The organism is Exiguobacterium sp. UBA5002 (assembly GCF_002396765.1).
Taxonomy (GTDB): domain Bacteria; phylum Bacillota; class Bacilli; order Exiguobacteriales; family Exiguobacteriaceae; genus Exiguobacterium_A.
In genome coordinates, this window is sequence record NZ_DGYQ01000038.1 from 44,632 (window position 1) to 57,713 (window position 13,082).

12 protein-coding genes are annotated in these 13,082 nt (G+C 45.6%); 8 read left to right on the forward strand and 4 right to left on the reverse strand.

The genetic code is table 11. The annotated features are described in order from the left end of the window. Positions 1–4: 4 nt before the first annotated feature. The 3 genes from B4C70_RS11970 to B4C70_RS11980 all read right to left on the reverse strand — a co-directional run bounded on the left by B4C70_RS11970 (position 5) and on the right by B4C70_RS11980 (position 3,637). On the reverse strand, positions 5–1,471 hold the full coding sequence (locus B4C70_RS11970; RefSeq protein ID WP_290779689.1) for a glycoside hydrolase family 32 protein: 1,467 nt from the start codon (positions 1,469–1,471) through the stop codon (positions 5–7). Between the two features lie 86 nt (positions 1,472–1,557). Then, positions 1,558–3,141: a sensor domain-containing diguanylate cyclase gene (locus tag B4C70_RS11975; RefSeq protein ID WP_290779693.1), complete on the reverse strand. Its 1,584-nt coding sequence runs from the start codon at positions 3,139–3,141 to the stop codon at positions 1,558–1,560. 25 nt (positions 3,142–3,166) lie between these two features. After that, a complete protein-coding gene (locus B4C70_RS11980; protein WP_290779696.1) occupies positions 3,167–3,637 on the reverse strand; it encodes a GNAT family N-acetyltransferase in 471 nt (156 codons plus the stop codon). A 157-nt stretch (positions 3,638–3,794) separates the two neighbouring features. Here B4C70_RS11980 and B4C70_RS11985 point away from each other — a divergent pair, with 157 nt between their 5' ends. Continuing rightward, positions 3,795–4,712, forward strand: coding sequence for an ABC transporter ATP-binding protein (locus tag B4C70_RS11985; RefSeq protein WP_290779699.1), 918 nt, complete (start codon positions 3,795–3,797; stop codon positions 4,710–4,712). Beyond that, positions 4,690–5,433, forward strand: a complete 744-nt coding sequence (locus tag B4C70_RS11990; protein WP_290779702.1) for an ABC transporter permease — start codon at positions 4,690–4,692, stop codon at positions 5,431–5,433. The genes B4C70_RS11985 and B4C70_RS11990 overlap by 23 nt, the downstream gene beginning before the upstream one ends. A 59-nt stretch (positions 5,434–5,492) precedes the next feature. On the opposite strand, the gene B4C70_RS11995 is transcribed toward B4C70_RS11990, so the two are convergent. Beyond that, a complete protein-coding gene (locus tag B4C70_RS11995) occupies positions 5,493–6,065 on the reverse strand; it encodes a YczE/YyaS/YitT family protein (protein ID WP_244989027.1) in 573 nt (190 codons plus the stop codon). A 239-nt stretch (positions 6,066–6,304) separates the two neighbouring features. Here B4C70_RS11995 and B4C70_RS12000 point away from each other — a divergent pair, with 239 nt between their 5' ends. The 6 genes from B4C70_RS12000 (at position 6,305) to B4C70_RS12025 (ending at position 13,051) form a co-directional block, all read left to right on the forward strand. Next, complete coding sequence (locus B4C70_RS12000) at positions 6,305–6,868, forward strand: glycerol-3-phosphate responsive antiterminator (protein WP_214728716.1); 564 nt, start codon at positions 6,305–6,307, stop codon at positions 6,866–6,868. A gap of 195 nt (positions 6,869–7,063) precedes the next feature. Further along, positions 7,064–7,888, forward strand: coding sequence for an MIP/aquaporin family protein (locus B4C70_RS12005; RefSeq protein WP_029340954.1), 825 nt, complete (start codon positions 7,064–7,066; stop codon positions 7,886–7,888). Between the two features lie 30 nt (positions 7,889–7,918). Further along, a complete protein-coding gene (gene glpK / locus B4C70_RS12010) occupies positions 7,919–9,409 on the forward strand; it encodes a glycerol kinase GlpK (RefSeq protein WP_029340955.1) in 1,491 nt (496 codons plus the stop codon). Between the two features lie 133 nt (positions 9,410–9,542). Then, positions 9,543–11,198 carry a glycerol-3-phosphate dehydrogenase/oxidase gene (locus B4C70_RS12015; RefSeq protein ID WP_029340956.1) on the forward strand — a complete coding sequence of 552 codons (1,656 nt, stop codon included), beginning with the start codon at positions 9,543–9,545 and terminating at the stop codon, positions 11,196–11,198. Between the two features lie 144 nt (positions 11,199–11,342). Continuing rightward, a complete protein-coding gene (locus B4C70_RS12020; RefSeq protein WP_029340957.1) occupies positions 11,343–12,023 on the forward strand; it encodes a DsbA family oxidoreductase in 681 nt (226 codons plus the stop codon). A 38-nt stretch (positions 12,024–12,061) separates the two neighbouring features. Then, entirely contained in the window at positions 12,062–13,051 is a 990-nt protein-coding gene (locus B4C70_RS12025; RefSeq protein ID WP_023467375.1) for a lipoate--protein ligase, read from the forward strand. Positions 13,052–13,082: the final 31 nt, after the last annotated feature.

The window sequence follows — 13,082 nt, forward strand, 5'->3', positions numbered from 1 at the left end:
CTATTTAAGATAAATCATAAATAGAGAGGTGGGCAGTCGCCTCACCAGAGAATCCGATACCTCGACTCGTTGCTTTTGGGAAAATACGTCCGCTTGCGACGGCTTCTCCATCATTGAGGAAAAGTTCGAACGAGGACCGGTCCACAAACAAACGTAATGTCTGCAAGTCTTTCGAAAGGACAGTCGATCGTGATGTACCAAATGATTCAGCAGGAACCTCCACACCCGAACGACTCCGGTCAATCGTAAATTGACGCGAAACGACATCATATTTAAATAGGGTTTCTTCTGTAGCGTCTTGACGAATTGAGAAGCGGAACGAATCCGACGACAGCTTCAAGTCTGTCATCACGAGTTCGAAAATCTCGGCTTCCGCAACCGTCACATCTTGCTCGAAAAGAATCGTTTCGTCAAATAAGGTTTCTTTTCGTAGCTGTGTCAGTTCATGGACAGGTCGTTGACGAAGTTGTCCCTGTTCGATCGTTAATTCACGCGGCAATGTCAAAGCATGTGCCCAGTTATAAATGTCAGAAGGATAACTAATGTCCGGTAAACCCATCCAACCAACAAGAATCCGTCGACCATCTGCCGCCTCAGTTGTTTGTGGCGCATAGAAGTCGAATCCGAAATCGAGTTCTTGGAAAGGTTCATGTGTGAATGTTAAGTTGGGTAAAGCTAACGGTTCCCCGATGAAGTAACCGGACTGGAAAATATTTTGATAGTTCGTACCATCTGGCTCAATCCCTTGAGGACTAAAGAGAAAGACGCCTTTTCCATTAAGCTCGAAATAATCAGGACATTCCCACATATAACCGAATGTCGGGTAGTTCGTCCGTAACTCACCGACCAACGTCCAGTGCTCTGCATCTTGAGACTGATAAATGACAGTACAACCTGTCAAGTCAGTGCGCTGTGCTCCAAGTATGCAGTACCAGATGCCCGATGCATCTTGAAAGACTTTCGGATCACGAAAATGTTCTGTATAGCCTTCAGGAACGGTTGGAATAGCAGGTGGTAAGTGTTTTTCAATCCGTCCATCCGAACGAAGGTGCCCAACGATTTGACTCGTATGGCGATTCCACTCTGCGTCCCGTTTGTTACCGGTGTACATGATGTGCACTTGATCATCTTTGATGAAGCCACTACCGGAATAAGCGCCGTGCGAATCAGGATCGTCATTTGGAATCAAGGCGGCCCCTTCATCGAACCAATGTACGAGGTCTTTTGATGTCATGTGATACCAGTACTTTAGACCATGAACAGGACCGAGTGGGAACCATTGATAAAATAAATGATAAAGACCGTCGTGGTAGACAAAGCCGTTCGGATCATTCAAAAGTCCGGTTGGAGGTTGGATATGGTAAGAAAATCGCCAAGGAGATGTTCTTACTTCTTCCTTCATCGCTTGGTATACGGTCGGATCGACATCCGAGAGGGGACGATATCGTGCTTCACGTGTCCATTGATTCATGCTGACAGCTCCTTGTTGAAAATTTATACGCTTCTCGTTCACCTTACGGAGGAGAAACGCGCTTGTCAATCCTCCGTTCCAAAAGGTCAATGAACGGAAATACATCCTTTACCATCTTGCTTCGAACGATAGAGCGCTAAATCCGCATGGTGCATGACTTGCTCGAGCGATTCACCTGCTATCTGTTCAGCGAGTCCGATGCTCATTCCGATATGGACGGTCTGTTCTTCTAAATGATAAGGCATCGAGACATGGGCAATCCATTGTTCACCTAAGTGTTGTGCTTCTACTACAGACTGATTCGTTAAGACGATGATGAACTCATCGCCACCAAGACGAGCGACGAAGCCACCAGGTGGAAGTAACTGTTTGAGACGTTGACCGACCTCGATCAGGAGGAGATCACCAAGTGCGTGCCCATATGTGTCGTTAACTGCTTTAAAACCGTCTAAATCGAGACAAAGGTAGATGGAATGCGTTCCTATAGGTAATTGTTCGATGTATTGAGCAAGACCATTTCGATTCGCAAGACCCGTGAGACTGTCACGTTGCGATAATCGTTCAAACGTCAGTTTTTCTTTTTCGGTATGCAGCAATCGACGAATCAGTTGCTGTAGGGCATCTGTCAATGTCTCGATTTCTCGGATTCCACGATGGTTCGGAAGTGATTTTGAAGGATCACCTTGCATTTGTTGTGCGGCATGCGTGATTTTTAAGAGTGGTCGAGTCAGCAGTTTCGCTAACATCCACCCAAGCAGAGCTGTAATGAGAGAGGCAATTAACCCAGCGATAAAAATCGTTTGACGTAAAGCGTCGGCATCAGCGAAGGCAATCGAAGTCGGTTGACGCACGAGAACCGTCCACCCGAGTCCGTCGTAGTCCTTATAACCGCGACTCGTACTTTGACTAGAGACGAATTCTTTCCCTTGCCAGGAAGCGGTCGCAGAAGCATTCGACATCAGCGTTACGCTATCGGGTAATGTTTTACCGCTCCATCCGTTTGGTCCAAGCAAAATCGTCTTTCGATCTTGACTAATGATGAACACATCGACTTGTTGGAGAGAGGAAGTAGCACTCTGAAAGCTTTGTTCAATCGCTTTTGCCCATTCGAAACTGAGATGTGTTGCGAGGACACCAGAAAATCGACCCTGATCATATAAAGGTGTACTAATATCGACGAATTGGAGTGGCTCACCGCTTGGGTTCGGCAATAATTTTGCGAGTAGGACAGCTTCATGGACATCCCCGATGAATGGTTGTGATAAGGCTTGTTGGAAGACAGGGCGTTCCTTGATCGACGTTCCTTCAAGAATCTGGTTCGTTGACGCAACGACTTTACCTTCCGCATCTAAGCGACCAATCCAAGAAAAGTCAGGAATCTGTCGTTGTAACTCTTCGAGTGTCTGCCGTGTTTCTGCTTTTTGTTCTGTTTGTTGGATTGTTGATAAGGAACCTAGCAATTTTACTTCGGCATAACGTGACCACATGTAATGATCAAGCTTATCAGATAGTTGGTGAGCGGTCGTTGACAGATTCATCCCGACTTCCGATTGGAGTCGGTTTGTTGCATGTTGACTAATGAAGAAAGTTAATCCGAGCGTCATGCTAAAAAATAGCAGGGAAATCAATCCTGCCAATAAAACATCAAAGCGAAGTGAGGGTCTGGACATTGTGTGATACTCCATTCATGCGTTTTCATTTGTTTTTACTTACATCATACACGTAGACGTCTACGAGTTGTTCACGATTCGAGAGACTCGTTCGCACGTAGTGGAAATCGTGTTTTTCCCAAAAGCGTAGGGCCCTTAAATTATCAGGTAAGACTGCGAGATGAATGTAAGATTCCTGACTTAGGAATTGATCACAAAATGCGGATAGTAACCGACTGCTAGTTCCCGTTCCGTGCTGAGAAGCATCCAATAAGAATAGACCGATCCAAGGTGTACCGTCTTTCGGGTGCTTCGGTAGGTAGTCAATCAGTAAGACAGGTTCTCCGTCCACATACCCAATCAGCGATACGGTATCTGGATTTAAATACTCTTCCTGTAAGGTCGAATCAGAGAGTGGAAGCACTCGTTCTTCTAAGAGCGCATATTCAGGAACGCTCGCATACAACGATTGAATGATCGGAAAATGTTCGCGTGTCACTTCTTTAAAAATAATCATCTAGCGGCTCCATTCTTTAGTTATTTTTCGCACGGAACTAATCGTATTGAGGAGTTTCATTTGGAATCGGATTACATATTTGTAAGGAATGGAACTTTTCCTTTAAAATCACGTACACTAATAGCATAGACAAAATATGAATGAGGAGGAAGAGCAGATGTTAAAGATTGAAAATATCTCAAAGCGTCTCGGGAAAGAGCAAATTTTAAAAGACGTCAGTTTTGAGGTATCGCCAGGAGAAGTGTTCGGCTTCCTCGGACCGAACGGAGCAGGGAAAACGACGACGATTCGCATCATCACGGGACTACTCGAGCAGGATGCAGGGAAAGTCACGGTCAATGGATTTGATGTCGTAGAAGAGCGTTCGAAAGCGTTGACGCAAATCGGAGCAATCGTTGAGAACCCAGCGTTTTATCCTTATCTGACAGGAAAACAAAACTTGGTTCATGCAAAAAACCTGATTCCAGGACTCGGCCAAGTTGATTATGATGCACTAGCACGACTCGTTGGTCTTGAAGGAAAGCTTTCAAAAAAAGTCGGAGAGTACTCACTCGGAATGAAGCAACGACTCGGAATTGCTCGTGCCTTGCTACATAACCCGCGCGTCTTGATCTTAGATGAACCGACGAATGGTCTGGACCCATCCGGGATTGCGGAGCTTCGTGAATATTTACGTCAAATGGCGCGTGAGCAAGATATCGCGATTTTAATTTCAAGCCATATGTTGAGTGAGATGGAACAAATCAGTGATCGTTACGCGATCATCGATCAGGGTGTCATCAAGTCGGTCGAGTCCGTTCGTAATGAAACCGGAGCGAAAATCGCTCTTCGTGTTAATGCAGAAGCAATGACAGATGTACTCGATGCCCTTCGCGTCGCAAACTACCCATCAGAAGTACTCGAGAATAAAATCATTATCACCGCACCGGAAAATGAGTGTCCAGCTATCGCGCGACTCGTCGTACCGATTGCCGATTTACATGAATTGACCGTCAAACGCTTGACGCTCGAGGAACAATTCCTGCAAGTAACGAAAAAAGAGGGGGATTCACATGTTTTCGCTCATACAAAATGAATGGATGAAATGGTGGACGACTAAAAAAGCGAAGATCGTCTTAGCGCTATATGTCGTTATTGCAGTTGGTATTATCATCATTGCAAAGACGAATGATTTTGAGTTCACACGTTATGATTATTATTCATTAACATTCCTGTTGTTGACTTCCTTGTTAGGTATCATCACGATCGTCTTCACGGCAGAAGCCATCGGGAATGAAGTACGTTATGACACGATGAAACACTTATTAATGAGTCCGTATTCCAGAATGACGATTTACTTCTCGAAATTGATCTTCTCGATTTTGATCATGTTATTTCAATTCGTGTTCATCGCTGCGATCGTCTACGCAGGCTCATTTGCGTTTTCAGAAGCAGGAGATCCAATTCTGTTCCGAGATACGATCGTCGAAGTTGTCAGTCCGATCTTTACGATATTCATGACGTTATTCTTCTCATTGTTATTCCGTTCTGTCGGAATGATCATCGGCTTCACCGTACTGGCTCAGTTCTTTACGAGCATTGCGGGTAACTTACTGATTGGCTTCAAGCCAGCAATCGCTAAGTGGATCATATTCATGCATTTAGACTGGTCAATGTATTTCAAGGATTCTATGACCTATGGTACGAGTGAAGCGATGAGAACATCTTTGACATTCTCCGTCTTGTTCGTATTGGCACACATCATCGTCTTGTTAGGTGCATCGATTCTTGTCTTCCAAAGAAAATCATATACGTAAATGAAAGAGCTCCTGCTGATAGATAAATTCGTCTATCAGCAGAAGCTCTTTTTCAGTATTCAAGAACTTGTTCGTTTAGGCGGACGTGCTGTAATCGGGAACAATTGCTGGAACCATTCGATTAGTGGACCGTTCAATAAGAGGAAAATGAAAGTTCCGACTCCGATGCCGATCAGTTCGCGTTCAATTAGTGAAAAGAGGCAAGCAATCACAAAAGGAATGCCGAGGCTGATCGTTGCTCCGAGCGATGTACTTTTAAAACGACTGATGAGTGACTTCATCAAGTAATCCGGTGGCATCAATACGAATCCGATTTGGAGATAGAGGGCGAGTCCAAGTGAAATCAACGGCATGCCGATCAACATGTACACGGCGCGCATCCACAATCCTTGTGGTGTATAAATCAATTGATGGATCGATAAGAAGAAATCAATCGCGGCGCCGAAAAGGACGACGAGTGCAAAACTAAGGACGATCGTCCACCAACTGAAGCGGCTTCCGAGAAAGAGTGTTGCAATCAAGGCGAGTACATGTAGGACGATGATCGCTAGTCCAACGGTTAACGGTGAGATTGCCGCGACGGCTTCACTCGCTGAAGTCCAAGGTGCACTCCCGATCGAGGCGGTCACCATGAAGCTGTTTCCTAAGGCGTTAATTAAAATAGAAAATAAATAGATGACAATCCGTTTTTGCTGACTCATTGACGTGCACAGACGGTAGGACTGCGCGTTCACCTCCTGAAAAGAAATCGTTTCGTTAAGCTATACCCTAATCGTAGCGCTCTTTTCACTTATTTTCATGAAAAGAGCATTGCCTATTCCTTATGTTTCACGACATACTTAGGACACATTACGAATCAGGGGGAGAACGTATGACATATTTTGGACAGAAGATCCTGCCTTCCGTTAGAAAATTAGAAGACTTTGAAAAGATGCTGAAGAGTCCATATGAATATGGGGTCTTACTCGAAATGCACGTATCGCGTTTAAAAGCAGTCTACGAGATGGCGCATCGTTACGACAAAAAAATGTTTTTGCACATGGATCTCGTTCAAGGATTAAAAAATGATGAATACGCAACGGAATACGTCTGCCAAGAATTGAAACCGTATGGTGTCATTTCGACGAAGGCAAGCGTCATCTTGAAAGCACGTCAAAAAAAGGTCAAGACGATGCAACGCATGTTCTTACTCGATTCGAGTTCACTTGAAAAGAGTTATCAACTTATGGAACGGACGCAACCTGATTACATCGAAGTGTTACCAGGGTTAATGCCAAAGTACATTCAAGAAGTGAAAGAAAAGACGGGACGTCTCATTTTTGCAGGAGGACTCATCGATACGGTCGAGGAAGTGGAACAAGCGATTGAAGCAGGTGCCTCAAGTATCACGACATCGAATAAGGATTTGTGGCGTCATTTTGAACCACGCTCCTAATCGGGGTGTGAGGAAAATCATTCGGATTATTTGACAGCGTTTTCACTGGTTGTTATAGTGATATCAAGTTGATACAAAGTGACGGAGAAAAGGGAGATTCACGTGTGAGTCCTGCTTGAAGAAAATTCAAGCATGAACTGACGTGGATCTCCTTTTTATGTTGCTTTTTTCACATAACAAAAAGGAGGAATACACATGTCACCCTTACTAGCGGAATTTTTAGGTACAGCCTTGCTTGTCGCGCTTGGAAACGGTGTTGGTGCAGGCGTTAGTTTGACGAAATCGTTTGCGAAGGATGCAGGCTGGATCGTCATCACGTTTGCCTGGGGTTTTGCTGTGGCGATTGCAGCGTATGCCGTCGGTCAATTCAGTGGAGCACACCTTAATCCAGCAGTAACGCTTGGTTTAGCCTTTGACGGTTCATTTGCATGGGCGGACGTACCAGGCTATATCGTCGCTCAAATTGCCGGCGGGATACTTGGTGCAAGTCTTGTTTTCGTTCATTACTTACCACACTGGGCGGAGACGAAAGACCCAGCAACGAAACTCGGCGTCTTTGCGACGTCACCAGCGATTCCACATACATTTGCCAATCTAATGAGTGAAATGATTGCGACATTCTTACTTGTCATCGGGTTGTTATCGATCGGAGCGAATAAGTTCTCAGATGGTTTAAATCCATTGATCGTCGGTTTCTTGATCGTCAGCCTCGGTATGTCATTCGGAGGCACGACAGGATATGCGATGAATCCGGCGCGGGACCTTGGTCCACGTATCGCTCACTTCATCTTACCGATTCATGGAAAAGGATCTTCGAACTGGGGATACTCATGGATTCCGGTTCTCGGACCAGTTCTCGGTGGAAGTCTTGGCGGATTGTTTTATCGTTCGGTCTTCACAGGAAAAGATACACCGGCTTTTTGGGTTGTAGGACTTGTGACAATCGTCATATTAGGCTTATGCTATAGATTCGGTGTTCGTCCGAACAAAACAACGTCAGTGGAGTCAAAGTCAGCTTAACTTATTTAGATACAAAAGGATGGGGAAGAGATGGAGAACTACATTTTGTCATTGGATCAGGGAACGACGAGTACACGTGCGATCCTGTTTAATCGTGCCGGCGAGATCGTCCATTCAGCACAACAGGAATTCACGCAGTATTTTCCGAAACCAGGTTGGGTCGAACACAACGCAAACGAGATTTGGGGAAGTGTCCTTGCTGTCGTGGCGACTTGTCTGACGGAGGCGAACGTAAAGCCATCGCAGATTGCTGGTATTGGAATCACGAACCAACGTGAAACAGCTGTCGTCTGGGAAAAAGAAACAGGGAAACCGATTCACAATGCAGTCGTGTGGCAATCGAGACAAACGGCTGAAATCTGTGAAGCGCTTCGAGCAGCCGGTCATGCCGAGCTCTTCCGTGAGAAGACAGGTCTATTGATTGACGCTTATTTCTCTGGTACGAAAGTCAAATGGATTTTAGATCATGTCGAAGGAGCACGGGAACGTGCTGAACGTGGTGAACTATTGTTCGGTACGATCGATACGTGGCTCATCTGGAAATTATCCGGCGGAAAAGCACATGTGACCGACTATTCGAATGCAAGTCGTACGTTGATGTATAACATTCATGAATTAAAATGGGATGACGAGTTACTCGGCATCTTAGATGTCCCGAAAGCGATGCTTCCAGAAGTACGACCATCTTCTGAAGTGTACGCAGAGACAGCAGGGTATCACTTCTTCGGAGAATCAGTTCCGATTGCTGGAGCAGCGGGCGATCAGCAAGCCGCATTGTTTGGTCAAGCGTGTTTTGATACAGGAATGGCGAAGAACACATACGGTACAGGCTGCTTCATGTTGATGAACACAGGGGAAGAGGCTGTGAAATCAGATCACGGATTGCTGACGACGATCGCGTGGGGCGTCGATGGAAAAGTGGAGTATGCTTTAGAAGGAAGTATCTTCGTCGCAGGATCTGCGATTCAATGGTTACGTGACGGCTTACGTCTCATTGATGATGCCAAAGAATCAGAAGGATACGCAACACGCGTCACGTCTTCAGACGGTGTCTACGTTGTACCAGCATTCGTTGGTCTCGGTACACCTTACTGGGATTCAGACGTTCGTGGTGCCGTCTTCGGTTTGACACGTGGTACGGAAAAAGAACATTTCATCCGCGCGACACTTGAATCACTCGCTTATCAGACACGTGACGTCTTATCGGCGATGGAGCAAGATTCAGGGATTGAGATGAAAACACTTCGCGTTGACGGTGGAGCGGTTAAGAACGATTTCTTGATGCAGTTCCAAGGTGATATCATTCAAGCACCAGTTGAGCGTCCGGAAATCAATGAAACGACGGCGTTAGGCGCAGCGTACCTTGCAGGTCTTGCTGTCGGATTCTTTGAGAACCGTGAACAGATCGCGACGCAATGGAAAAAAGAACGTCGCTTCGAGCCAAGCATGGCGAAAGAAGAGACGGATGCGCTCTATGGTGGATGGCAAAAAGCTGTTCAAGCTACGATGTTGTTCAAATGATGTGAGATATGTTATAGTAAGGTCAAGTTAATAAATCGGTCGGAGAATATGGAGAGACCACAGCAGCAGTTGACATAGTCAGCGTGTTTGTTGTGGTCTCTTTTTTTTCGAACCTAAACAGGAGGAACTATTCATGGCTAACCAACCATTCTCAAGCAAAAACCGTGCAGATGTCTACAATCGATTAACACGTGAAGAACTCGATCTACTCGTCGTAGGTGGCGGTATCACAGGTGCGGGGATCGCCCTCGATGCGGCGTCACGCGGTATGAAGATTGGCCTCGTCGAAATGCAGGATTTCGCGTCCGGTACGTCTAGTCGTTCAACGAAATTAGTCCATGGTGGTCTACGTTATTTAAAACAATTCGAAGTTCAAATGGTCGCGGAAGTCGGTAAAGAACGTGCGATCGTTTACGAAAACGGACCACATGTCACGACACCAGAGTGGATGTTGCTTCCGATGCATAAAGGCGGTACGTTCGGACCATTCAGTACGTCGATCGGTCTTCGTGTCTATGACTTCTTAGCAGGTGTTAAACGTTCTGAGTGGCGTTCGATGTTATCTGCGAAAGAAACATTGGCAAAAGAACCACTCGTCAAACAACAAGGTCTTAAAGGTGGCGGATACTACGTCGAGTACCGTACGGATGACGCTCGTCTTACGATCGAAGTCATGAAAGAAGCGGTTGAACACGGTGCACGTGTCGTCAACTATACAAAAGCAGAAGAAATCATCTATGATGCTGGGAAAGTCGTCGGAATGCGTGTGACGGATCTTTTGACAGGTGACGTGCATGAAATCCGTGCGAAAAAAGTCGTCAACGCGACAGGTCCATGGGTCGATGAATTACGTGAAAAAGATGGCTCTAAAGTCGGGAAACAACTTCGTTTGACAAAAGGTGTCCACGTCGTCATCGATCAATCGAAATTCCCACTCAAACAAGCGGTCTACTTCGATACACCAGACGGTCGGATGATCTTCGCGATTCCACGTGATGGAAAAGCATACGTGGGTACGACAGATACGTTCTTCGATAAAGATACAGCACATCCGAAGTTCACAGTCGAAGACCAAGACTACGTCCTAGACGCGATTCACTATATGTTCCCAGAGGTTAAAGTGACAGCAGAAGACGTAGAATCAAGCTGGGCTGGTGTACGTCCATTGATTTATGAAGAAGGAAAAGATCCTTCTGAAATTTCTCGTAAAGATGAAGTTTGGCAATCTGAGTCAGGTCTCATCACGATTGCTGGTGGGAAATTGACTGGATACCGTAAAATGGGCGAGCACGTCGTTGATCTCGTCGCTAAACTTTTGAAAAAAGAAGAAAACGTCGCATACGCACGTTGTTCGACGAAAAACATGCCAATGTCTGGTGGACACGTCGGCGGAGCAAAAGGATTTGCTGAATTCCTTAAAGCTCAAACAGCAACGAATGGTCTAACGACAGAAGAAGTTCAATTCCTTGCAAAACGCTACGGTTCGAACTTACCGAAAGTACTTGAATATGCAGCAGCATACGATGCGGCAACGACAGCTCTTCCACGTTCTGTCTATGCACAACTCCACTACAGCATCGAACATGAAATGGTCGCTCGTCCGATCGACTTCTTCATCCGTCGTACAGGCGCTGTCTTCTTCGACATCGCGTGGGCTCGTACTCACAAAGACGCGGTCATCAAAGAGATGAAATCTGTCTTGAACTGGACTGCAGAACAAACAGCTGCTTACACGAAAGAACTCGATATCGAAATCGAAGATGCAGCGCATGCACTCGTGACAGAATAAGTTTTAAAATGGTAAAGAACCAAGATGCAATGTCTTGGTTCTTTTTTGTATGAAGTCAAGGAGGTCTTGGGCGGAAAGATTGCAACTCTGCCTAGAGGCGACTATGCTTAAAGTATGATATCGCACAAAAAGGAGAGAACACAGATGAAAGTAGAAGTATGGTCGGATTATGCATGTCCGTTTTGTTATATTGGGAAGCGTCGCCTAGAACAAGCGATTGCGAATGAAAAGTTGGATGTCGAGGTCGAATTTAAAAGCTTTGAACTCGATCCAGATGCACCAGCAGTACCAACGCAAGGATTATACGAAATTCTTGCTTCAAAATATGGAACGACTCTCGAGCAAGCACGGAATATGTCGCAAGGTGTCGTTGATACGGCACGTCAGGAAGGCTTGCACTATGAGATGGATCGTGTCATCCCAGCCAATACATTCGAGGCTCATCGCCTGACTCAATTCGCTAAAAAACATGGTAAGATGAATGCAGTATCAGAAGCCTTGTTCACAGCGTATTTCATGAATGGAGAAGATTTAAATGACCCAACCATTCTGACACGGATTGCAGTAGATGCTGGACTTGCTGAAGCAGACGTCACAGCGTTTCTCGCTTCAGAAGAACTGGCGACAGATGTTCGAGAAGAAGAAGCAATGGCGCAACAACTCGGTGTTCGTGGTGTACCGTTCTTCGTCTTCGACCGGAAATATGCCATTTCAGGCGCACAACCAGTAGAGGCATTCGAACAAGTCTTCGCGAAAATTCGCCAAGAACAAACACTTGAAGTCATCGCTGAAGGTGACGCATGTGGTGTTGACGGCTGTAACTGATCAATTATGATTCCATCACAAAGGAGCACGAAACCCTTATGAAATTCATCTTCCATCCTGAGATTCGCGATGCGCGAATCAATCTCGCTGTTGAAGAATTCATCTTGAACAACCTGAACGTCAATGAAGAAGACTATTTCTTGTTTTATATCAACGGTCCGTCGATCATCGTCGGAAAAAACCAGAACACGAACGAAGAAGTCAATCTGAAGTATGTTGAGGAAAACGGCATCCACGTCGTCCGTCGTCTTTCCGGTGGTGGCGCTGTGTATCATGACGAAGGAAACTTGAACTTCAGTTTCTTGACGAAAGATGACGGAGATTCGTTTAACAACTATAAAAAGTTCACGGAGCCGGTTGTACAAGCGCTGCATAAACTCGGTGTCGAAGCGGAGTTATCCGGACGAAACGATATTCATGTCGGAAGCCGGAAAATCAGTGGGAATGCCCAGTTCACGACTAAAGGGCGGATGTTTAGTCACGGGACACTGATGCTCGATTCAAACATTGAAGAAGTCGTCAATGCGCTTGTCGTCAGTGAAGAGAAGATGCGCTCTAAAGGCATTAAATCAGTCCGGAGCCGTGTCGCGAATATTTCGGAATTTCTGTCAGAACCATTGACGATGGAACAATTCGTCGATCATCTCCTTGCTTCGATCTATGAAGGGAAAGAGATTGAACGGTATATTTTGACAGAAGAGGACTGGGATAAAGTACGTGCCATCTCGGCAGAACGTTATGGCAACTGGGAGTGGAATTTCGGAAAATCGCCGAAATTCGATGTCATCCATAAAAAACGATTCCCGATCGGGACGATTGATTTCCGATTAAACGTTAAAAAAGGCATCATTGAAGAAGCGAAGATCTACGGCGACTTCTTTGGTGTCGAAGATGCGGAAGAAATCGCACGGGCGCTCGAAGGTTCACGTTATGACCGTGCGTCTCTTCGCGAAGTGCTCGGTCGCTATGAATTGAAAAAATATTTCGGGGCTGTCGAACTTGATGAGGTCCTAGACGTTTTAGCGTAAGTCTTTATGGGAAAACTCTTTCTATCAACTG

Coding starts and splice junctions, on each gene's coding strand:
- B4C70_RS11970 (WP_290779689.1), bottom strand. CDS start 1,471: ATGAATCAATGGACACGTGAAGCACGATATCGTCCCCTCTCGGATGTC.
- B4C70_RS11975 (WP_290779693.1), bottom strand. CDS start 3,141: ATGTCCAGACCCTCACTTCGCTTTGATGTTTTATTGGCAGGATTGATT.
- B4C70_RS11980 (WP_290779696.1), bottom strand. CDS start 3,637: ATGATTATTTTTAAAGAAGTGACACGCGAACATTTTCCGATCATTCAA.
- B4C70_RS11985 (WP_290779699.1), top strand. CDS start 3,795: ATGTTAAAGATTGAAAATATCTCAAAGCGTCTCGGGAAAGAGCAAATT.
- B4C70_RS11990 (WP_290779702.1), top strand. CDS start 4,690: ATGTTTTCGCTCATACAAAATGAATGGATGAAATGGTGGACGACTAAA.
- B4C70_RS11995 (WP_244989027.1), bottom strand. CDS start 6,065: ATGGTGACCGCCTCGATCGGGAGTGCACCTTGGACTTCAGCGAGTGAA.
- B4C70_RS12000 (WP_214728716.1), top strand. CDS start 6,305: ATGACATATTTTGGACAGAAGATCCTGCCTTCCGTTAGAAAATTAGAA.
- B4C70_RS12005 (WP_029340954.1), top strand. CDS start 7,064: ATGTCACCCTTACTAGCGGAATTTTTAGGTACAGCCTTGCTTGTCGCG.
- glpK (WP_029340955.1), top strand. CDS start 7,919: ATGGAGAACTACATTTTGTCATTGGATCAGGGAACGACGAGTACACGT.
- B4C70_RS12015 (WP_029340956.1), top strand. CDS start 9,543: ATGGCTAACCAACCATTCTCAAGCAAAAACCGTGCAGATGTCTACAAT.
- B4C70_RS12020 (WP_029340957.1), top strand. CDS start 11,343: ATGAAAGTAGAAGTATGGTCGGATTATGCATGTCCGTTTTGTTATATT.
- B4C70_RS12025 (WP_023467375.1), top strand. CDS start 12,062: ATGAAATTCATCTTCCATCCTGAGATTCGCGATGCGCGAATCAATCTC.